Consider the following 21,551-nt stretch of genomic DNA (forward strand, 5'->3'; position numbering starts at 1 on the left):
ACGCTCAGACAGCCCTGAAATATAACTGATGCCAAATTTTAAAGTGCAGAACCTACCAGTTTCACAATGCTACCCAACTGTTTGGACGAAGCAGTCGCTGCCAGTTTTCCTGCAATACCACCTTTATCCAGACCGCTCACACTCTTGGTTGCATCACCAAGAAGGCTTGTAAGAGAACTTTGAGTGCTGCCTCCCAATATGGAAGACCCAGCTTTGATCAATCCCAGATTACTTGTAAGACTTGCAGCATTACCTAATAATCCAGACTCACCTTTGCCAAGTAAGCTACTGATACGGTTAGCACCGATCAACATCTTCACTGCGCTCACAGCTTTACCAAGTACTCCTGAAGACAATTTACCAGTGGATGCCAAAGGAATTAAAGATTTTAAATCTCCGGCTTTACCAAGCAATTTTGATTTAAGATCGCCACCAGAGGAATTTGCTTCTTTTTCCAATGCGCTGCTTCCAAGCTTCAAAGCGTCTGCAACACCGGCATTGTCGCCTTTTTGAGAAAGTGAAACCGCTTTATCAAGCAAACTTTCTACCGATAGTCCCTGAGCGTAAGATTGAGCAGAGAAGGCCAACAGGCTCAAAACTGCGATAAGAGAGAATACGTACTTTTTCATAACCCATGTTTAATTGTGATGTTCTAAAGACGCAATATTATCCAAAAGGATACACTTTTCAGCAGCATTTATTTTTCATTGCTAAACTACCTGGTGCACCAGCTGTTGAGTATACTGGTTTGCAGCGAGGTAAGATTTTTTTTCTCGGTTATATTGAAAGTTTTCTCTGTCCTGGTACCCAAAGTCACACTTATCTCCCGGATCTTGTCCTTATCAGTTATTTTGAGTTTCAGGGTTTCTCCTGCTCTTTTCTGAGCCAGAACTGGCAACACAAGATCTGTTGATGCTACAGCGTCATTTACCTGTGTAATCAGCCCACCTCTCCGTACACCTGCTTTCCAAGCTGGTGAATCATAATCTACGGAGACTATCTTCATCACTTGCCCTTCCTGTTTTCCTTTAATTCCCAGATAACCACCTGGTTGGGCCACATCCGCCAGATCAATAGCCAATCCTGCGTAAGCGAAATACTTTTCATAATCTAATTCCTTTGTTGAATAGATGTATGCAAACAAATCATCCATTTTCTTTCCGGCAGTCGTTTCAATCGCCGCTTTCAGTTCATCTTCCGTAAAACCCCGGTCTTGTTTTTTATAGTAAGTATAATAAAGCATCCTCATCACATCATCCAACGACTTCTTATTGCCGGTTTCATGCCTGATGCAAAAATCCAGCAATAGTCCCACCACAGGACCTTTAGCGTAATAGGAAATCGTTTTATTGAATTCATCCTCAGTTCTGCCGAACGGACCGTCAGACCAGGTTTCGGCACTCGCCTGAGCCAGCGATTGAAAAAGTCTGCCGGGTTGTGTTTCAAAAGACCGGATACTTGCTTTAAATGCATCCAGCACCTGGGTCCGGCTCATAAGTCCGGCCTTGTTGAGCACGATGTATTCGTAATAGACAGTAAGCCCCTCAGAAACCCATAATGAGTTGGTTTTACTTCCTTTGTCATAGTCGAACGGACCAAGTTCAACCGGACGTATTCGTTTGACATTATAGTGATGAAAATATTCATGCGTAATAAAACTCAGCATACGCAGCCTGCCTTCTTCGGTGGCCAGACTCTCACCTTCAAAACTGATCGTTGTGGAGTTTAAATGCTCAATCCCTCCTCTCCCGGGACCGATGGCCAGGAAAGTATAATGTTTATAAGGAATGTCACCAATCAGTTCCGAAGATTTTTCAACAATTTTTCTAATCTCCTGCATCAGTCTGACCTTATCAAAATCTCCCATTTTAAAGCCAATAAAGCGGTGAGGGATCCCTTTAACCTCGAATGCAGGCAGCTCCTCCAGATTACCGATCAGTATCGGGCTATCGTATAGCACATCGAAATCAGGAGCGGTAAAAACGTGCCCCCGCCCCGGTAATTTATCCAAACCCGTTGCCACATGAGCCCACGATTTCGGCGGAATCACAGTTACTTTGGCACTACGAGAGATTCCATGTTCGGGATATAGAAACAAACTTGTTGGCACGATGTAGCCATGCTCACTGTCCAGCAAACTGTTAGCAACAAACTGTTTGGTTGCTTTTACATCATATTCAATCGTCACTTCCCCAGCTTGTTGCTGCTCAATAGCCCAAACATTTCTGCCATTTTTCTTCGCAGCAAGCCCCTTTCCTAAAGCATCTTTTGCTGTGAAATCTGAAACTGCATCGGCATAATCCATCAACTGGTAGTATCCCGGCGACCACATGGGCATTTTCAAATTTTGTATACCTGGCTTTTCTGTATTCAGTTTCATGACGACATGAAAGGTCTGGTGTGCCGGATTTTCCATCGTAACTGTGAAGGATACTTCATCGCTCGTCCGGCTGTATCCTGGTAGGGCGAACCTCAGTAGTAATGTAATCAGTAAGAATGCTCTGAGATAAAAAAACTTTCTTTGGAAAGGAAGGATAAGTGTCAGTTTCATCTGTTTTGATAGCTGGTAAATCTTTTCAAAAATAAAGATTCAGCATACAACTCATAAGGCCAATCCAGCTCTGAATATCATCTTGTTATAATTGGTAAAGACTTGGTTAAAATCACTTCTACTATTGAGAAAAAATAGCCTTTAACGTAAGAAGAAAGCCAAACTTGCTAGCTTTGTAAAGCACATTTCTTTAAGATAATCATTACTTGCCATGATAAAATTTGCCTATACGATCCTGTATGTACGAGACGTTGCCCGCTCAGTAGCTTTCTACGAAAACACCTTTGGTTTTGAGAGAAAATTCATTTCTCCTGATAATGACTATGCCGAACTTATTACAGGAGCTACCACACTTTCTTTCGCTTCACTGGATTTGGCCAAATCAAACCTACCAGAAGGCTTCACTGAAAGCGACCCGACCAAACCAGCACCAGCCATTGAAATCGGGTTTGTTACAGACGATGTGCAAAAGACGCTGAATGCTGCTTTACAAGCCGGAGCAACATTGGCAGCAGAGTCAAAAACGAAACCCTGGGGGCAGGTAGTGGCTTATGTCCGAGACCTTGATGGATTTTTGGTTGAGATTTGTACTGAAATGGCGTAGAAACCAGATCGTGTTGATCAGGATACCACAACCAGTTTATCATTCCCGATAATGCCGGTTTTATTTTCAAAACTGTCGGAGGAAATTGCGGTAAGTGTCAGTTTTAAAAAAACAGCGTATTCTTCTTTTGTTTCCCTGATATTCAGCTCATGTTCAGGATATAACAGCGCTAGCCTTTTGCCGACGTTAGCAAGTCCGAGCCCGCCATTATCAGATTTGCCCCTAACCGGTTTGCTGTTTTTCACAGACAGCTCCAGCTCTGTACCATTCAGTCTGATATCAATTGTCACCCAGGACTTTTTCGCGGTGGCCTCCACGCCATGCTTAAATGCATTCTCTACAAACGTGATCAAAATGAAGGGAGCGACGGCGACAGCCTGGTTTACTCCTTTGGGAAAGTGGGTCTCCAGCGTCAGCCTTTTTGACGTTCTTAACTGTTCCAAAGCCACGTAATTCCTGATAAAATCAAGCTCCTTCTCCAAAGGGACAAATGTTCCCGATGTCTCATACAGTGAATACCTCATCATCACCGACAACTGTTGTACAATCTGGGCGGCTCTTGGGTTGTCCTCTTCCGTCAGAGAATAAATACTGTTGAGTACATTAAAAAGGAAATGTGGATTCACCTGACTTTTCAGAAAATCAAGCTCCAGCCGCACGTACTTCTCTTGCAATTTTGCATTCCGGACCTGCCTTCGATAAATCTCTATCAGCAGCTTTATGGCCAGTGGATAAAATGCTCTTTCGATGATAAATAGCAAATGAAAAAAGGTGGTAGGATGAGCCAATGCATCCCAATAAGAATAATTTTCAAAATGAGTGATTGCGCCGGAATAATCATCCGGCAAACTGCCATATTGTTTGACAGCAAGCGACAGATAGTAGTAAAGCGTAAAAAGCAGAATATAAAATAGCACCAAACCGCCAGTGAGATACCAAGGTTTCCTGATATAATTGCGGAAAAGAAATACAAGAAAATAGTACTGGAATATTATGCAAATACTGTCTCTTAGCACAGGACTCGCATACAGGCGGAACGGATAGGCGAGCGCCGAGGATGGATAAAAGAACCATGGCAGATAAGCCGAGATTGTCAGTAGCAAGATGCCAGCCAGCAATATCAGATGGAAACCTGCACGGGTCCATCCCTTATATTTTTCCGGATCAGTAATCAGAACTGTTTTAATCATCTCCTCAATGCATTTGAATGCTGTCGAATCGTGCCAATGATTGCAAAACAAAGGGGTTTATCAATCTATACTTTCTTTTTTTCGACAAACATCTCCTTTTATCCGATAAAAATAAAGCTGCTGTTTCATCGGATAAAAGCCAGCTTTCATCGAATAAATGATTTGCCTGCAAACATGCCTTCTACCTTTGCTGACGAAACAATACCGTTATGCAGCAAGCCACTTTTTCAATGCACTTTTTACATCGTCACGGTAATTGGGGCCGATCACCAATTCCTGTCCTGTTGAAGTTACCAGCGTGTTGCCCTCCATCGAACGAATGTGTCGCAACTGCACAATACACGAGCGATGAATTCTCATAAACCGGTCTTCAGGAAGCGTTTCAGCAAGCTTTTTCATGGTTAATAGCGTCACAAGAAACCGGTCGGCAAGAAAGACTTTCACATAATCACCCAATGCTTCGGCAAAGACGATCTGATCAAAATGAACCTGTTCCAGTTTTTTATCGGTCTTAAAGTAAACAAAGTCAATAGCGCCACGCTCTTCGGTAAGACGAGAACGTACAGCAGAAGGTTGAACAGTTTCCACACTATTTCTTTCTCTAATCCTTCCTACTGCCTTCAGGAAACGATCGAAAGTAACCGGTTTCAAAAGATAATCAGTAACGCCCAGCTCAAAGCCATCTATCGCGTGTGCCGGATTGGCAGTAGTAATCACAACCGACGGATGAGGTACGGGATATACGTTCAGGAATTCAATACCAGTCATTTCAGGCATATTAATATCAAGGAACACAACATCCGGGCGCAGCAACGGAAGCCTGTCAAAAGCATCTACCGCATCATCGAAAGTGCCAACCAACTCCAGCGATGCCACACGCCGGATGTACTTTTCGAGCAGTTCCTGCGCCAGTGCTTCATCCTCTATAATCACACATCTCAGCGTGTCAGCCATCATCATTATGCTTAAAAAATAAACTGTATTGAAGATCAACTACGGTTAAGTAACAAACCAATTCCAAAAATCACAATCATTAACTTGTCATCATCCATGAAAATGAAAAATCACTTCGCTTTTACTCTTTTACTGGCTCTGTTTCATGTAAGTTTTTTGACTGCATGGTCGCAACCTGTGAATACCACTAATTGCAGCTGCTCGCAAGCACTGGAGCAAACCATAGACAAAGTTACCCGTATCTATGCGGGATTTGAAGACAAAGTCACCCCTCAGACGCTTCCCGCCTACGAGAAGCTGATCGCTGGCCTTAGAAAAAAAGCTGGTAAAGAGATTGATTCTAAAACATGTATTACGCTGTTGAAATCTTACACTTCATTTTTTAAAGATAGCCACGTGAACATTCACTGGATGGGCGGTGCACAGAACATCGTTACCACAATGGAGGCCAATAAAAGCCGGACAGACCTGGTTGCTTTCAAACCGCTTAACGAAAACTTTTTATACGCAAAACTGGCTGCTTTTGATCAGCGCGAAGTAAGCAAGCTCGATAGTATGCTTATTGCAAATAAAGATCTTTTGGCTAAAACACCATACATGATCATTGACCTACGCGGCAATGGCGGAGGCAATACAGCTACATCGGATGAAATGGCCCGGCTCATTTATACCAATCCCATGGTATATCCTGCGTGGGACTACCGCAGCAGTGATGAGCATATCAAACAAAAAGAGCGTGAACTGAAATTAACAAAGGATAAATCGGATCCTTATTATTTACGATCAGTTAAATTATTGAATGCGATGAAGGCAAATCCCGGAAAAATGGTGAAAGACTCAGGAGACCTTGTCCGCGAGATAGATGTAAATCTGGCCAGCTATCCCAGGCACATTGCATTTCTGATTGACAAAGGCTGCGGAAGTGCAACGGAGTTCTACATTTTTGAAGGAAAGCAGAGTACCAAAGTGACAGTATTTGGAGAGAATTCACATGGTGTGATGGACTACGGAAGCGATCAGGACTTCAGGATCTGCGACGGCATTTATAGTCTGGCGACTCCCTGGGGGCGGAATGGCTGGGTCAAAGATTTCCGCATTGATAATGTAGGTTTCAAGCCTGATGTAAGAATTCCGGCAACCGAAAATGACTGGATTGATTTTGTAAAACAATATTACGAGAAACGCGATAAACTCAAATGATAAAATGTATCTATTCATGATTTTGTGAGAACTAACAGCTGACTATTTCCCTCACCACTCAAATAGATTCACTGAATTCGGCAAGTACGCAAATATTTTACTGGTCTGTTTGACAACTATTTATAACACTAATGCGTCTACAGATTTATATTGCCGGTAATGCCGTTAATCCCTATTTTAAAACCGTAAATCTCATGTCTTATAAATTATACGAAAAATCACAATTAACCATAATTGCCCTAGCGTTGCCATTGACACTCGCAAATTGCACTTCCAATGATCCTGAAAGTCAGTTTTCCGAGGTGGTTACAGCGAAAATCATACAACCAACATGTGGCGGGACAGTTATGCAAGTGATTGACGGTGACGTGAAAGGTGAGGATTGGAAATCTTTTTTTAGTTCCTCTTTCCAAACTGACCCTTATGAAAATAGTGTGCTTGTTGGAAACGTACCGGTTGACCGGCAAATAACAGGAGATGTTCTGCAATTTTCTTATACCCCGGGACTTACTTTTGGTAACTTTTGTGAAATTGGAGGATTACCCAAGTCAACTATTTCAGTTATAAAAATCAAATAGTAGCGATAGGAGAACATATTTAGTTTCTTGTTATCTACATAACTAGATGCTCCAGCAATGGATTGAACTCTGCCATATTCAGCCTGAATCACAGAAGTTGAAAATTCACACTAATATCTCATTGTATTTGAAGTGATAAATAACTTAGGTAAACTACAAAGCCCGCTTCCAGCACTATGTGATGCCGAAACGATTGCGACTACAACTCATGTCTCGTAATCGTCGAGGCATACCCCGAGGCAAATCCTAAAACTCAATAAAGACTTCATTATCAATAAACTATCCTTACGAAACTCAAAATCTCCTTGCCCTTATTTTGTATCTGTACTAAGAATAAATCCAAATTTTGTCTCAAACTGCATAAATCTTCGGGTAATCTTTTAATCCCTTTTTAAGCTGTGTACTTTTGAAATTGGCTCAATATTGATAAATGTGATACAGCAAAAGAGACTTAGGAAAAGTGTGAGCCTTACGGTAACACAAAGCAAAAAACTGAACGAACTCAGTGCGTTTGACGGACTGGATCCGGTGGAGCACGTAAAGCGAGCTATTGACGAGTACTTGTCGAAGCAAAAGGTGGAATTCGTGCCCCCGAAGGCTAACGAAATTGTAGCAAAAATAAAAGAATCCGTACCGGCTGAAAATATGAAGGGTGCCGTTTGGGTGTCGGGAGAAGTGGACAGATATCAGTTCTCAGCATTAATCCTGAAAATTCCGGCGAAAATTGCGATTGAAAAAGGACGTATTTCCAAGCTTTCGATCTGGGACCCGGAAATGATGGAGAGCACCGGAAGCTTTATTGGCTCCTGCATCGTCAACTTTGATCGCGGCTGGGACATCAAGCCAAGTATTATCGCTGAACCTTTCTTCAACAGTGTGATGACTGTGCTCAAACAGCGCACCGACATGAAAACAAAAGAACGGGCTGTTAAATAACCCGTTCTCTCTCGATTTCCTATATATTCTTATCTCCCCGATTTCTTTCCAAGGTACTCCTCTATTTCTTTCAGCGAAAGTGCATTAAATGTCATATCACTGGTAAGTCCGCCTTTACGTGCAACTGCTACGCCATAATGCATATCCAGATAGCCTTCTCTTGCATGGGCATCCGGATTAATACTCAACATCACCCCTTTTTCAAGACAATACTCAATCCAGCGCCAGTCCAGATCCAGCCGCCAGGGCGAGGCATTAATCTCCATCACCACCTGATTCGCTGCACACGCATCAATCACGGCTTTATGATCAATCGGATATCCTTCCCGGGAAAGTAGCAAACGACCTGTAGGATGACCCAATATCGTTGTGTAAGGATTCTCAATTGCTTTAATCAGCCTTGCTGTAGCCTTCTCAATGGGCATACTCAGATTGCTGTGTACGGACGCGACAATGTAATCAAAGCTTGCCAGCACTTCCTGCGGATAGTCCAGAGAACCATCACCCAAAATATCAGATTCTATTCCTTTCAGGATTTTGAAAGGTTTATCAGGATTTTCCTCAGCGAAACGGGCATTGAGCACGGCAATCTCCTGATGCTGACGCATTACGTCTTCCACTTTCAGGCCTTGTGCATAGGTGGCCGTTTGGGAGTGGTCAGCTATTCCCAGATATTCAAAACCCAGTTCCCTGCAATACAATGCCATCTGTTCGAGCGTGTCCTGACCGTCTGAGTAAGTACTGTGATTATGCAGGATGCCTTTAAGATCATCCCATGTAACGAGTTGATCAGAAGTATGATTTTGCACCCAGGCAAACTCCCCTGCTCCTTCTCTCATTTCAGGCACTATAAACGGCAATTCGGCGCTCCGGTAAATGGCTTCTTCACTCTCAACAGCACCAAAATGAGCATGCTTCCAGATTGTACTTCCCGCAACGGTAGCATAGCCCAGGTGATCCTGTCCGGCAGATTCAATAAACAGTTCATTGACCATACGTTCAGGTTTAACCGCGACAATCTCGACCTGAACCGCTACATCCTGAACTTTCCCCTTCCACACAAATGGTGAAGAATTCTTTTCATCCTGAACCAACCAGTCTATATTTCTAAGCACGTCCTGCAATTGACCTGCAGATTCCGTTTTCACCAGAATCCTTACCAAGTTTACGATTTCAGACCTGCGTCTTATATCTCCCGCTATTTCTACCTGCTGAAAACTTTGCTGTAAAGCATTCGTGATCTTCTGCGCCACCAATTCTGCTTTATCCATTCTGAGTTTACCAGCCTGGTCTTTAATGAAAGCAAGGGAGTCGAGGATTTTCTGTTGCGTACTTCCTCCAAAACCCTTGACTTTGGATACTGTTCCGTTCAGGCATGCCAATTCCAGTTCATGCAGGTTATCAATACCGAGTTCTTTCCAGAGCACAGCAATTTTCTTTGGTCCAATCCCTTTAATATTGAACATCTCCATCACACCGGGAGGCGTGCTATTCAGCAGCTCATCCAATTCGGGAAAAGTCCCGGTCCGTACGATCTCAATAATCTTCCCGGCTGTGCTTTTTCCTACCCCTTGCAGTTTTGTGAGCTCATCCTGACTCATCAATTGCAACTCCCCATCTTTGTATTTGTCAAGATAAAAGGCTGCAACACCATAGGTTTTGACCCTATTGGGATCTGCGCCGTGGAGCTCCAGCAGTTTGGTGGTGAGTTCAAATATTTCTACGATTTCGGAATTGCTCATACGGAAGTAATAATAATGATACGCGAATTACGAGTTTTGAAGCCGAAACCGCAATAGCGAACAGTATTAATATGATCAGGTCTGCTTCTGATTCAAAATTCAAATGAATATAACATCATGGCAGGTATTCAGATAACCGATGTGATCTATCCCAACTACAGAAATGAATGGCGGAATTGGCTTCAGGAGCACTTCGATTCAGCCAGCGAAGTGTGGGTGGCTATTCCCAAAAAAGAAAAGACAATGGATTACAATGATATCATTGAAGAAGCATTGTGTTACAATTGGATTGACAGCACACTCAAAACCCTGGACGAAAACTACACTGCCCAGCGGATGAGTCCGCGCCGTAGCAAGGCCGGATTTTCGCAGCTAAACATCGAACGTATCAGACTCATACTCTCGCAAGGCCTGGTTCACCCCAGGTTCACACAAACATTAAAAGAGATAGCTGACGCACCGTTTGTATATGCACCTGATATATTAAAAGCGATTGAAAATAGTCCAGAAGCATGGCGGCATTTTCAATCATTTCCTGAGGCTTATAAACGATTGAAAGTTGCCTCCATAGAAACGGCCAGAAAAGATGGCGCGGTATTCGAAAAACGGCTCAATACGTTTATTTCTCAATGCGAACAAAACAAAATGGTAGCAGGTAGCGCGGGAATGAGTAAGTATTTCTGACCGGAAGCAAGGTTTGAAAACCACATCATTAGGAATAGCCCATACTCCCCTTTATTCAGTACAAGAAAAAACTGAATATTTAACAATACCCTATTCCATCCTTATGATTTCTGACCAACTGAAAGCCTGGCGCGATGAAGCCCATCAGCATTTAACCACCGAACTATTACCTTTTTGGGAGAACCGATGTGTGGACACAGTAAACGGCGGCTTCATTACACATTTCGATACGGATGGTAATGATTCCGGCGAAGACGAAAAATCTCTGATAGCCCAAACCCGCACTGTTTATACATTTTCGGCCGCGCATCGTGCCGGCTACGGTGAAGGTCGCTATGCTGAAATTGCCCGCCATGGTGTCGATTTTCTCATCACTAAAATGTGGGATGCAGAACATGAAGGTTTTTACTGGCTCATGGACCGCAAAGGCAATGTTAAAATTGACGAGAAAATTGTTTACGGTCATAGTTTTGCTATTTACAGTCTGGCTGAATATACCCTTGCAACGGGAGATGCCCGCGGATTGCACTATGCCGAAAAAGTTTTCGACCTGCTCCAAAAACATGGAGCCGACACATATTTTGGAGGCTACTTCGAAATGTTTCACAGGAACTGGGACTTGAAAGGAGCTGGATCAGCTGGTGGCGACCGCAAGACATTAGACGCACACATGCACCTGATGGAGGCATTCACTACCTTGTATGAAGCCAGCGGCAAACAGGTTCACCGGCGCAAATTGCTGGAAATAATCGAATTACTGGTGCACAAAATTATGCATCCTGTACATGGCACTGGTATTCCGCAATTCTGGGCAGATTGGTCGGTAGCTCCGCAAATCAAATTTGATATCATCTGGGGCTGGGACCGTTTTTCTGAAGATGGATTCAAAAGTTCGGCAGAAGACAACACCAGTTACGGACACAATGTGGAGTTTGCCTGGCTGCTGATGCACGCGCTGGATATAGCGGGAGTACCTTATTCTCAGTATGAAACACAACTTCTGAAATCGCTGGACCATGCCGTGCAATATGGTATTGACTGGGAGCACGGGGGAGTTTATGTGGAAGGGTCACACGATGGAACTGTTTACGATCGTGAAAAAGAATTCTGGCAGCAGGCAGAGGTGCTCATCGGTATGCTGGATGCCTATCGGGTATGTGGTAAAAGTGATTATCTGAACGCATATGAGAGCACACACAGATTTGTATTCGACAAAATGATTAAACATCAGGTAGGTGAATGGCTACCGCTGCTCACCAGGCAAGGTGAGCCTATATGGAAACACATGAGCCATTCCTGGAAAGTGAATTACCATTCGGTCAGATCGATGGTACAGGGAATCATCAGGTTGGATAAACTGATACAGATTGAATCCTGAACAGCCATTTACAAGAAATGATCAGGAATTATTTTAGACAAAATTGGGAAAAATATGCTCATATTTTCGTAAATAAATGTCTGTACTAATCATTCCAAACGCTCATGTAAACTAGATAAAGTACTGAAAAATAACATTTTGAGTCAATTTTAACCAGCTATAGAATTCCTAATGCAGTCATTGGAACAGTTTATTTATAGTTATTTGCAAAGACGCTTTATTAACAAGCTGAAACCAAATATTAAAAAACTAAAAACCAAATAATCATGAGTGCGTTCACACAACAAGTAAAAGGAAACTGGAATGAGTTGAAAGGAAAGTTTAAGCAGCAGTATGCTGACTTGACCGACGATGATCTGCTATATGAAGAGGGAAAGGAAGATGAGCTGCTTGGTAAACTTCAAAAGAAACTGGGCAAAACCAGGGAAGAAGTTGAGAGCGAAGTAGATCGCTGGACACGGTAGATTTCCATTCGCATTCCAATAATGAGCCTCCGGAACACAATGTTTCGGAGGCTTTTTTGTGCCCGATTTCAGTCTGTAAGGAAATAGTGTAATTATCCCCACAAAAAGGAATTTTAAGTGGTTCTTCTGGGTATCCTTGAGTAGCTTTGAACGATTGTCTGGAGGACCTCAAAAGGGCTCTGGCAAGCATGGCGAATACTTCACTTTTGTATCTTATGGACGATTTCATAGCTGCCCGCTCGCAGATGGCTCTTTCTCTGGGCTTTCACATTATATTTTCCTGCATTGGTATGGTGATGCCCTTTTTTATGGCCGTATCCCACTATTACTATCTGAGAACAAACGAGAACGTTTACAAAAATGTAACAAAAGCCTGGAGTAAAGGCGTAGCTATCTTCTTTGCTACAGGCGCAGTATCGGGCACCGTACTTTCTTTTGAGCTCGGGCTGCTATGGCCCGAGTTTATGAAACATGCCGGGCCCATTTTCGGAATGCCATTCTCCCTGGAAGGAACAGCATTTTTTATCGAAGCGATTGCTCTTGGCTTTTATCTGTATGGCTGGGACAGATTCAACAAATGGTTTCACTGGTTCACTGGTGTTATCGTTGGCGTCAGCGGACTCGCATCCGGTATTTTGGTGGTCGCAGCCAATGCGTGGATGAATAGTCCTGCCGGATTCGACTACGTAAACGGAGAATATATCAACATTGACCCTATCAAAGCCATGTTTAATGATGCATGGTTTTCTCAGGCGCTGCACATGACAATTGCGGCGTTTGTCGCTACTGGTTTTGCGGTAGCCGGCGTTCATGCACTGATGATCCTCAAAGGGAACAACGTGCTCTTTCATAGTAAATCATTTAAAATTGCAGCGCTCTTTGGCTGTACAGCCGCTTTAATACAACCATTAAGCGGCGACATATCTGCCAAGGATGTTGCAGAAAGGCAACCTGCCAAGCTCGCTGCAATGGAAGCACACTTTCATACTGAAAAGTCTGCTGCGCTGATTGTGGGTGGTATTCCTGACGAAGAAAAACAGGAAGTTAAATATGCTGTCAAACTACCGGGATTTCTGAGTTTTCTGGCGCATGGAGATTTTAGCTCCGAAGTTACGGGCCTGGACCGCATACCTAAAAAGGATCACCCGCCTGTCGCCATCACACACTACGCCTTCCAGATTATGGTAGGAACGGGTATGCTGATGATGCTTGTTGCGGCCATTTACTTTCTGGCATTATGGAAAAAAAGGGACTGGCTTTCACATCCTTTGCTTTTTAAACTCTTTGTAATTGCAACCCCACTTGGATTTATCGCCGTGGAAGCCGGATGGACCGTAACTGAGGTAGGCAGACAGCCCTGGATTATCAACGGCATCATGCGTACCGCCGACGCTGTAACGCCTATGCCTGGTATTGTCTATTCGTTTTATACTTTTTCCGCAGTGTATGCCTCACTGGCCGTTTTTGTTGCATTTATGCTTTACAGGCAGATTAAGATGGTGGGAAGGCTGTATAATGATTAGCTATCGGCTATCGAGAGATTACAGAATTTAAAAGACAGTTCCGGAACGGCGAATAACCACGTAGCCATTTCCGGGGTGTTTTCCAATTTAGAAAGTGCCAGGATGTGTGGACAATAGTCCGTCGTCTATGGTCAGCATTAACAACTAACCATTAAAAAAGGTGTTATACGTAGTCATTACCTACCTATGGGCTTCGATTTTGCTTTATCTTCTGTTGGGAGGAGCAGATTTCGGTGCTGGGATTATTGAGCTTTTTACCTCCAGAAAAAATAAAGGAGTAACCCGTAAAACGCTTTATTCTGCCATTGGACCTATCTGGGAAGCGAACCACATGTGGCTCATTATTGCCATCGTGATTCTCTTTGTAGGCTTTCCTGTTATCTACACTACCATGTCGGTGCACCTGCATATTCCGCTCACGGTAATGCTCCTGGGAATTATCGCGAGAGGAACTGCATTTACATTCAGACATTATGATGCCGTTGAGGACGACATGCAAAACCTGTACAATCCTATATTCGCCTGGTCCAGCTTCATCACTCCGTTGTTTTTAGGAATCATTGCCGGCAGTGCGGTTTCCGGACATATAGATACAAAGGCGACAAGCTTTCTTGACGCCTACATATTCTCATGGCTGCACTGGTTTGCTGTTGCGGTCGGCTTGTTTACGGCAGCTATCTGCGGATTTCTTGCTTCTGTATATCTGATCGGAGAAACAGATAACGATCATGACCGGCTCAGATTTGCGCATAAAGCCCAGTTCTTTAACATCGCTGCTGTTTTGTGCGGGATTCTGGTATTCGCAGCTGCTTTCGCGGAAAACATTCCCTTGCTCGACTGGGTATTCGGAAACTGGGTAGGCAGGATTGCAATCCTTTTTGCTACGCTCTCGCTGGTGTTGATGTGGTATTTGCTCTACCAGGGCAGGATTGGTCTGCTCAGACCGCTTGCCGGTTTTCAGGTGACGATGATTCTGATTACAACTACATACAGACACTTCCCAAATATTGTTCTTCTTAAAAACGGGGGATACCTCTCACTGCTCGAACATAGCGGACATGAAAAGACGGTGTACACACTGGGTATGGCTCTGCTGTTGGGTAGTATTTTAATCTTACCCGCCCTGTTCTATCTGATTTACAGTTTCCAGAAAAAAGGAGCTTCTCAGGCTCATTAATATTTAAGACTTAGGCCTGAAAGTCCTGCTGATCCAAACAGCAGGACCGCTCCTTTTATCAGGCAATAATATAAGCAAGTGACTGCGTATTTCAATGGATCAAAATAAACAGATATACTCCATTTCCTGTAACATATTAACCCGCTTTCATCTCTCACCTTTCTGCATTAAATCACCTGCTAACTATAGTTTCCAAAATATCTGAAGCCACCTGTACTTCTTTGAAAAGTTAAATAATTCATTGGTTAAAATGATTCCTAATAAATACAGAATATTTTAAGTACAATTTCAAAACTTAAAATACAATAGATTAGACATAACCGTTTACTCAAAATTTAATTTTTCAATTACATAAATACCCAAAATAAAACCTCACAAATATTACGCTCCTTTTACCAAAATTATCGCATCTTAAAACGATATTAACTGAAAGCCGCAAGTAGCCTGTAACAGAGCAAATTGTCATTTTTCTTTTTAGTTACTTTAACCAAAGTAAACATAAACCAGAAAGACTTATGAGAGCTAAATTACCATGGTTACTGTTGCTACTTCTCATGACAACGGTCGTGAAAGCACAGACGAGTTCAATTTCCGGTGTGGTTGTGGCGAAGGAAGATAACTTACCTATGCCGGGGGTAACAATACGTGTTTCAGGAACTTCGACGGGAACACAAACCGATGTGGACGGCAAGTTCAAAATCGACGTTTCGCAAGGTGCAAAACTGGTCGCTTCCTTTATAGGATACACAACCCAGGAAATTCCCGTCACATCCCAAACCAACTACAAGATTACGCTGGTGGCTGAAGCCAAAGCGCTACAAGAACTGGTTGTTGTAGGATATGGAGAGCAAAACCGCCGGACAGTGACAGGCGCTATTTCATCCGTATCCGCAGAGCAAATCAAAAATATCCCAAGTCCCAGTCCTGACCAACTTCTGCAAGGACGAAGCCCGGGCGTGCAGGTAAGTGCCGGTTCAGGTGAGCCTGGAAGTGCCATTATGGTACGCGTGCGAGGCGCTACTTCAATCAACGCAAGTTCAGAGCCTCTTTACGTAATCGATGGAGTACCTATCGTATCTCAAAACCTGGCCAGATCCACTTTCGGCCAACCCAGCAACCCGCTTGCCGACCTGAACCCATCTGATATTGAATCCATGGAGATTCTCAAAGATGCATCTGCAACAGCTATTTACGGTGCACGCGCCGCGAACGGGGTTATCCTGATTACAACGAAAAGAGGTAAAGCAGGGAAACCTACCATATCCATTTCCTCCTACGTCGGAACATCTAAGGCATGGAAAGACCCTAACGATCTGAGGGTAGATGGACCTACTTTTGAGAGACTACAAAATGAAGCATCGGCTAATAACTGGGTGGACACCTACGGGTCACTCACAGCGCTCAATCCTTCAGGTGCAGCTTACCGGGCACCTTATGCAAATCCGGATGGTGCGATCAATACGAACTGGATTGATCCGATCATGCAACGCGGTGCTCTGTACAACATAGACGCATCAGTGTCAGGAGGAAATGAGAAAATCAAGTATCTGGTTTCAGGGAACACTTTCAAACAAGAGGGTATTATGAAACCCACGCTATTTGACCGTAAAACATTTAGAACAAATCTTGACTTTAACGCCTCAGATGCGATCAAACTGGGGACGAGTATATTCTACTCGACCAGCAAACGTAACCGTATCCAGAATGGAAATAATATCAACTCAGCTTTAGCAAATGCCTTTTTCTACCCAAGTAACATTCCGATCTACAATGCAGACGGTACCTACAACCGTCCGGTTTGGGAAAGTCCGGTTGCGATTGTAAACGAAACGGATTATTTGATGAATACAGACCGTATCATCGGTAATGTATATGGTGACTGGAAAATAGCAAATGGGCTTGTCTTCAGAACAAACTGGAGCCTTGACAACAACTATATATCTGAAAATCAATATTCAAATACCAATCTGACCGCAGGTGCGGGTGTTGGCGGTACTGCAACCAACAGTGTTGTAAGAGACTTCAACTGGATAAACGAGAACGTCCTTACCTACCAAACCAGAATTGCCGGCAAACATAACCTGAACATTCTGATCGGTAATACACTCCAAAAAAATGTAAGCAATTCCACTTCAGCGACTGGTAGCGGATTTCCGAGTAACAGTTTCCGAACCATTGCTGCTGCAGCCGTAAAAAACAGCACTGCCGACGAAACTGCCTGGGGTATTTCCTCTTTCTTCGGGCGGGTGAATTATGATTTTGCCAAAAAATACCTGTTTACCGGTAACCTGCGCTACGACGGGTCTTCTCGTTTCGGAGCTAACAACCGCTGGGGTATGTTCCCGTCAGCATCTGTGGGGTGGGCTGTTTCCGAGGAAAATTTCATGAAGAATGTAAAAGCTATTTCAGAATTGAAAGTAAGAGCCAGTTATGGTGTAACAGGTAATCAGGGAGGTATCGGCAACTTTGCATCTCTGGGACTGTGGGGAGGCCAAAGAGGTGGTCTTCGTGGTGGAGGTGGTGTAACGCCGGGAGCTGGCGGCTCAGCGGCTTATGCGGATTACCCGGGCTTTAACCCGATCCAGCTGGCCAATCCGGACCTGAAATGGGAGACAACCGCACAGCTTGACTTTGGGGTGGACGTGGGATTATTCCACGACAAGCTTAACGTAACATTCGATTATTATAACAAACAAACCAAAGACATGCTTTTGGAGGTACCTGTGCCGCGTTCAACCGGCTACAGTACATTGCTTCAAAACTATGGAGAGATGGAGAACAAAGGATTTGAAATTGGAATTAATGCTTCCCCTGTTCAAACCGAAAAATTCTCATGGAACATTGCGTTTAACTTATCACGAAATAAGAACCTTGTTAAAAAACTGGCTGCACCCATCACACTTTTCTCCCGTGAATACGTGCGGATCGAAGAAGGCTATCCCTTGTTTTCCTTCTATGTTCATGAGCAGCTCGGTGTAGATGAGCAAACCGGCGACATCATCTGGAACACCGGAAATGACGAAGTTTTCAATGTAAACACTGACCGCTTCCTGACAGGACAAAATGCATGGCCGGATTTCCAGGGCGGACTCACTAATACTTTCAACTACAAAGGCTTTGACTTGATGGCATTCATTCAGTATAGCTATGGCAATGATGTATTCAACTACAACCGTTATTTCTTCGAGCATGGTGGAGAACGTACAACCGGATATAGCGCACAGCAGCTTGACCGCTGGCAGCAGCCGGGCGATAAAACAGACATTCCACGTCTTGCCCGTAAGAACTACGATACCAACTTCCGCCCCTCACGCCACATTGAAGATGCTTCGTACCTGCGACTGAAAAACATTTCACTTGGTTATGCAGTACCTAAGTCTCTGACATCAAAAATTGGAATCGGTAGTTTGAGAGTATATGTGTCAGGACAGAACGTGCTCACCTTCACCAAGTACACAGGACTCGACCCCGAAGTTTCTGTAAGTCCGTCTGAAACGATTCAGGGAATCGACCAGGGTGTAATGCCACAGCCACGTGTATGGATGGGGGGAATCAACTTAACTTTTTAATGAACAGGATCATGAAAAAATTCATCACAGCAGCAATCATACTTGGATCGGTTTCAGCATGTAATGTCCTGGACATCGAACCACTCTCGCAAATTAGTAGCAATCAGGCTTTCACAAGCCTGAATAATGCTGAAGGAGTCGTGAACGGAATGTACAACAACCTGCAAACTGTGTACATGTGGCGTGTACAGGTAATCAGTGATGTAGCCTCTGATATGTCACAGCAAATAGATACCTGGGATGCCTTGAATTCTGCAGACGAATTCAACTTCAGCGCAGACAATTCTGAAGTGGATGACCTTTACACTTCCTTGTATCGTTGTGTCGATATAGCCAATAGCGTTATTGGGAACGTTCCGGGCATGACCATCGCACAGGCCAACAAAGATGACCTGATGGGACAAGGGTATTTTGTGCGTGCTCTCTCCTACTTTGATCTTGCCCGTTTCTTTGGTGGCATACCCAATGTATACGGAACTGACGGTGTGGTACTGAAGCTGACTCCATCTGTAGGTATAACAGATGAAGATTTCGTACCCCGTAATACACTGCGCGAGACTTACGATCAGGTTGAAAGGGATTTATTGGAAGCCATTGCCAAATTGCCAGAGACAAGAAGCTCCAATGAACTCAGCAAAGCCAAGGCGACAAAACCTGCTGCCCGTGCGCTACTTGCCCGTTACTATCTCTACAACCGGCAATGGGATAAGGCAGAACAATATGCTACTGAAGCGATTGGAAACCTTCCTCTGAGCGTAGCATTTGAAACAGCTTTCAGAAGTAAAAATACAGCAGAGTCCCTGTTCGAGTTGCAATTCAACGCTACTGATGGCGCCGGACTAAGACAATGGTATTACCCATCTAACCTAAGCGGACGGGGTGGTACTGCGCTTCACGATGCCACTTACAGGGAAATGACTGCTGATCCTGCAGATGCCAGAGGGAAGCTGACTGCCCTGAATTCAATTACTAACACCTATTATACTACCAAATGGAACACTGCACAAAATGCTGATAACATCCAGATTTTAAGACGTGCCGAGCAATACCTGATCCGTGCCGAGGCAAGAGCCGAGCAAAATAATCTGAGCGGAGCACTTGCAGACCTGAACGTGGTAAGAGCAAGAGCGGGTGTTACAGCTTCAGCCGCCTCGGGAAAAGATGCACTGATTGATGCAATTATCAAAGAGCGCAAACTGGAGTTTGTAGGTGAAGGGCACCGTTGGTTTGATGTAATACGCCGCGGAAATGCGCTTACGGTATTTGCCAATGTGGTAAGATCAAAAGGAAGCTTACCTTCTTACTCGATTCGTATACCAGGCAAACAGGTGTTGCCAATTCCTTCGGCGGAAATGCGTACGAACACAAAACTGGTTCAAAATGAAGCTTACCGTTAGTACAAGTGTTTTGCATTTAATTATCCATAGAGTATGAGTATCAAATCGATTTCGCTTCTTTCGGGAGCACTTCTTTTCTCTTTCTCTGCTGTTCTTGCCCAGGAAAAACCAGGCAAGGACGCAGAAAAGATCAGTAACAAAGCGCCGGAAACACAATATCACCAGGCAGATAATAACCAGTGGGCCAAATACGATCCACCCAAGTCTGTTACCAAACATAGTGTGACGATCAATGGCAAAAACATTAGCTACACAGCAACAGTTGGATATACGATTCTGCACGATGAAAACGGAAAGGCATTGGGTAAGGTATTTTCGATTGCCTATACCAAAGATGGAGAGCCGGATGCAGCCAAAAGGCCCGTCACATTTGCTTACAACGGCGGACCCGGTTCGGCTTCTTTGTGGGTGCATATGGGAGCACTCGGACCCAGAAGAATACGTATGCAGGATAGTGGAGAAGCAGAGGAGCCTCCATACACGGTGGTAGACAATGAATACTCGTGGCTAGATAAGACAGATCTTGTATTTATTGACCCGATCGAAACCGGCTACAGCCGTCCGGCAGAAGGAATAGACAAGAAGATATTCACTGGATATGAGGAAGATATTCAAAGTGTGGGAGATTTCATACGTCTGTGGACGTCGCGTAATGGCCGATGGGGATCTCAAAAATTTCTGGCTGGAGAAAGCTACGGAACTACCCGGTCAGCGGGACTATCCGGCTACCTCAGTGATCGGTACGGTTATTATCTGAATGGAATCGTTCTGATCTCATCTATCCTGAATTTCCAGACTGCGCAGTTCAACATAGGAAACGATCTCCCTTATCCGCTATTTCTTCCGACTTATGCGGCCATCGCATGGTATCACAAGAAAATCGATCCTAAGTACAAAGACTTAAGAACCTTTTTGAAGGAAGTTGAAGAATTTTCACTGGGCGAATATAGTACGGCATTAATGAAAGGTGATAAGCTTACTGACGCTGAAGTCGAAAGTCTGGCCATCAAACTCGCCACCTATACGGGCCTTAGCAAACAGTACATCATCAACACCAATCTCCGTATTGTCATCTTCAGATTTGTGAAAGAACTCAGAAGAAACGAAGGATTGGTTGTAGGTCGGCTCGATGGCCGCTTCACAGGTCATGAATATGATAATGCAGGTGAGCGATTTGCCTCGGATCCATCCAACAACGAGATCACCGGTCCGTACGCAATGGCTATCAACAGCTATGTAAAAAAGGAGCTGAATTATGAGAACGATTTGCCGTACGAAGTTCTTTCCGGCTTCCGTGTTCGCCCCTGGAATTACAATAACGTACAAAACCAGTATCTAAACGTTGCAGAGACGTTACGGTCTGCGATGACAAAAAATCCATCCCTTAAGGTCACCGTCTTGAATGGATACTATGACCTGGCAACTCCTTATTTTGCAACCCAATATACTTTCGACCATATGTATTTGCCGAAAGAATTGCGCAAAAACATTACTATGAGCTTTTACGAAGCGGGTCACATGATGTACATTCACAAGCCATCGCTGGTCGATATGAAGAAAAACGTAGGCCAGTTCTACGACAGTTTCCTAAGCAAATAACCCAA

Annotated in this window: 17 protein-coding genes; 12 read left to right on the forward strand and 5 right to left on the reverse strand. The window is 43.9% G+C overall.

Annotation, left to right across the window (positions count from 1 at the left end; genetic code table 11):
• Positions 1 to 38: 38 nt before the first annotated feature.
• Positions 39 to 629, reverse strand: a complete 591-nt coding sequence (locus DSL64_RS13200; protein ID WP_115831379.1) for a hypothetical protein — start codon at positions 627 to 629, stop codon at positions 39 to 41.
• 86 nt (positions 630 to 715) lie between these two features.
• Complete coding sequence (locus DSL64_RS13205; RefSeq protein WP_115831380.1) at positions 716 to 2,551, reverse strand: M61 family metallopeptidase; 1,836 nt, start codon at positions 2,549 to 2,551, stop codon at positions 716 to 718.
• A gap of 211 nt (positions 2,552 to 2,762) precedes the next feature.
• On the opposite strand from DSL64_RS13205, the gene DSL64_RS13210 reads away from it, so the two are divergent.
• The gene (locus DSL64_RS13210; RefSeq protein WP_115831381.1) at positions 2,763 to 3,155 is read left to right on the forward strand and encodes a VOC family protein; all 393 of its coding nucleotides are present in this window, start codon (positions 2,763 to 2,765) and stop codon (positions 3,153 to 3,155) included.
• Between the two features lie 17 nt (positions 3,156 to 3,172).
• On the opposite strand, the gene DSL64_RS13215 is transcribed toward DSL64_RS13210, so the two are convergent.
• Positions 3,173 to 4,345 carry a sensor histidine kinase gene (locus DSL64_RS13215; RefSeq protein ID WP_115831382.1) on the reverse strand — a complete coding sequence of 391 codons (1,173 nt, stop codon included), beginning with the start codon at positions 4,343 to 4,345 and terminating at the stop codon, positions 3,173 to 3,175.
• A gap of 207 nt (positions 4,346 to 4,552) precedes the next feature.
• Positions 4,553 to 5,305, reverse strand: a complete 753-nt coding sequence (locus DSL64_RS13220; RefSeq protein WP_115831383.1) for a LytR/AlgR family response regulator transcription factor — start codon at positions 5,303 to 5,305, stop codon at positions 4,553 to 4,555.
• 90 nt (positions 5,306 to 5,395) lie between these two features.
• On the opposite strand from DSL64_RS13220, the gene DSL64_RS13225 reads away from it, so the two are divergent.
• The 3 genes from DSL64_RS13225 to DSL64_RS13235 all read left to right on the forward strand — a co-directional run bounded on the left by DSL64_RS13225 (position 5,396) and on the right by DSL64_RS13235 (position 8,013).
• Positions 5,396 to 6,499 (forward strand): S41 family peptidase, encoded by a 1,104-nt coding sequence (locus DSL64_RS13225; protein WP_115831384.1) that lies wholly within the window; start codon positions 5,396 to 5,398, stop codon positions 6,497 to 6,499.
• A gap of 194 nt (positions 6,500 to 6,693) precedes the next feature.
• The gene (locus DSL64_RS13230; RefSeq protein ID WP_147300362.1) at positions 6,694 to 7,077 is read left to right on the forward strand and encodes a hypothetical protein; all 384 of its coding nucleotides are present in this window, start codon (positions 6,694 to 6,696) and stop codon (positions 7,075 to 7,077) included.
• Between the two features lie 432 nt (positions 7,078 to 7,509).
• Positions 7,510 to 8,013, forward strand: a complete 504-nt coding sequence (locus tag DSL64_RS13235) for a DUF7678 domain-containing protein (RefSeq protein ID WP_115831483.1) — start codon at positions 7,510 to 7,512, stop codon at positions 8,011 to 8,013.
• 29 nt (positions 8,014 to 8,042) lie between these two features.
• Here the strand turns inward: DSL64_RS13235 and DSL64_RS13240 are convergent, their stop codons facing one another.
• On the reverse strand, positions 8,043 to 9,755 hold the full coding sequence (locus DSL64_RS13240; protein WP_115831386.1) for a DNA polymerase/3'-5' exonuclease PolX: 1,713 nt from the start codon (positions 9,753 to 9,755) through the stop codon (positions 8,043 to 8,045).
• Between the two features lie 117 nt (positions 9,756 to 9,872).
• On the opposite strand from DSL64_RS13240, the gene DSL64_RS13245 reads away from it, so the two are divergent.
• The 8 genes from DSL64_RS13245 (at position 9,873) to DSL64_RS13280 (ending at position 21,546) form a co-directional block, all read left to right on the forward strand.
• The gene (locus DSL64_RS13245) at positions 9,873 to 10,439 is read left to right on the forward strand and encodes a YdeI/OmpD-associated family protein (protein WP_115831387.1); all 567 of its coding nucleotides are present in this window, start codon (positions 9,873 to 9,875) and stop codon (positions 10,437 to 10,439) included.
• 103 nt (positions 10,440 to 10,542) lie between these two features.
• Positions 10,543 to 11,817 (forward strand): beta-1,2-mannosidase, encoded by a 1,275-nt coding sequence (locus DSL64_RS13250; RefSeq protein WP_115831388.1) that lies wholly within the window; start codon positions 10,543 to 10,545, stop codon positions 11,815 to 11,817.
• A gap of 266 nt (positions 11,818 to 12,083) precedes the next feature.
• On the forward strand, positions 12,084 to 12,281 hold the full coding sequence (locus DSL64_RS13255) for a CsbD family protein (RefSeq protein ID WP_115831389.1): 198 nt from the start codon (positions 12,084 to 12,086) through the stop codon (positions 12,279 to 12,281).
• 215 nt (positions 12,282 to 12,496) lie between these two features.
• Positions 12,497 to 13,804, forward strand: coding sequence for a cytochrome ubiquinol oxidase subunit I (locus DSL64_RS13260; protein WP_115831484.1), 1,308 nt, complete (start codon positions 12,497 to 12,499; stop codon positions 13,802 to 13,804).
• Between the two features lie 160 nt (positions 13,805 to 13,964).
• Positions 13,965 to 14,981, forward strand: coding sequence for a cytochrome d ubiquinol oxidase subunit II (locus DSL64_RS13265; RefSeq protein ID WP_115831390.1), 1,017 nt, complete (start codon positions 13,965 to 13,967; stop codon positions 14,979 to 14,981).
• Between the two features lie 515 nt (positions 14,982 to 15,496).
• A complete protein-coding gene (locus tag DSL64_RS13270; RefSeq protein WP_115831391.1) occupies positions 15,497 to 18,550 on the forward strand; it encodes a SusC/RagA family TonB-linked outer membrane protein in 3,054 nt (1,017 codons plus the stop codon).
• An 11-nt stretch (positions 18,551 to 18,561) separates the two neighbouring features.
• Positions 18,562 to 19,947, forward strand: a complete 1,386-nt coding sequence (locus tag DSL64_RS13275) for a RagB/SusD family nutrient uptake outer membrane protein (protein ID WP_158547916.1) — start codon at positions 18,562 to 18,564, stop codon at positions 19,945 to 19,947.
• 33 nt (positions 19,948 to 19,980) lie between these two features.
• Positions 19,981 to 21,546 carry a S10 family peptidase gene (locus DSL64_RS13280; RefSeq protein ID WP_115831393.1) on the forward strand — a complete coding sequence of 522 codons (1,566 nt, stop codon included), beginning with the start codon at positions 19,981 to 19,983 and terminating at the stop codon, positions 21,544 to 21,546.
• Positions 21,547 to 21,551 lie beyond the last annotated feature (5 nt).

Source organism: Dyadobacter luteus, assembly GCF_003383615.1.
Lineage (GTDB): Bacteria > Bacteroidota > Bacteroidia > Cytophagales > Spirosomataceae > Dyadobacter > Dyadobacter luteus.

What these genes read in the sequence shown, in the direction of transcription:
- DSL64_RS13200 (WP_115831379.1), bottom strand. Translation starts at nt 629, where the DNA reads ATGAAAAAGTACGTATTCTCTCTTATCGCAGTTTTGAGCCTGTTGGCC.
- DSL64_RS13205 (WP_115831380.1), bottom strand. Translation starts at nt 2,551, where the DNA reads ATGAAACTGACACTTATCCTTCCTTTCCAAAGAAAGTTTTTTTATCTC.
- DSL64_RS13210 (WP_115831381.1), top strand. Translation starts at nt 2,763, where the DNA reads ATGATAAAATTTGCCTATACGATCCTGTATGTACGAGACGTTGCCCGC.
- DSL64_RS13215 (WP_115831382.1), bottom strand. Translation starts at nt 4,345, where the DNA reads ATGATTAAAACAGTTCTGATTACTGATCCGGAAAAATATAAGGGATGG.
- DSL64_RS13220 (WP_115831383.1), bottom strand. Translation starts at nt 5,305, where the DNA reads ATGATGATGGCTGACACGCTGAGATGTGTGATTATAGAGGATGAAGCA.
- DSL64_RS13225 (WP_115831384.1), top strand. Translation starts at nt 5,396, where the DNA reads ATGAAAATGAAAAATCACTTCGCTTTTACTCTTTTACTGGCTCTGTTT.
- DSL64_RS13230 (WP_147300362.1), top strand. Translation starts at nt 6,694, where the DNA reads ATGTCTTATAAATTATACGAAAAATCACAATTAACCATAATTGCCCTA.
- DSL64_RS13240 (WP_115831386.1), bottom strand. Translation starts at nt 9,755, where the DNA reads ATGAGCAATTCCGAAATCGTAGAAATATTTGAACTCACCACCAAACTG.
- DSL64_RS13245 (WP_115831387.1), top strand. Translation starts at nt 9,873, where the DNA reads ATGGCAGGTATTCAGATAACCGATGTGATCTATCCCAACTACAGAAAT.
- DSL64_RS13250 (WP_115831388.1), top strand. Translation starts at nt 10,543, where the DNA reads ATGATTTCTGACCAACTGAAAGCCTGGCGCGATGAAGCCCATCAGCAT.
- DSL64_RS13255 (WP_115831389.1), top strand. Translation starts at nt 12,084, where the DNA reads ATGAGTGCGTTCACACAACAAGTAAAAGGAAACTGGAATGAGTTGAAA.
- DSL64_RS13260 (WP_115831484.1), top strand. Translation starts at nt 12,497, where the DNA reads ATGGACGATTTCATAGCTGCCCGCTCGCAGATGGCTCTTTCTCTGGGC.
- DSL64_RS13270 (WP_115831391.1), top strand. Translation starts at nt 15,497, where the DNA reads ATGAGAGCTAAATTACCATGGTTACTGTTGCTACTTCTCATGACAACG.
- DSL64_RS13275 (WP_158547916.1), top strand. Translation starts at nt 18,562, where the DNA reads ATGAAAAAATTCATCACAGCAGCAATCATACTTGGATCGGTTTCAGCA.
- DSL64_RS13280 (WP_115831393.1), top strand. Translation starts at nt 19,981, where the DNA reads ATGAGTATCAAATCGATTTCGCTTCTTTCGGGAGCACTTCTTTTCTCT.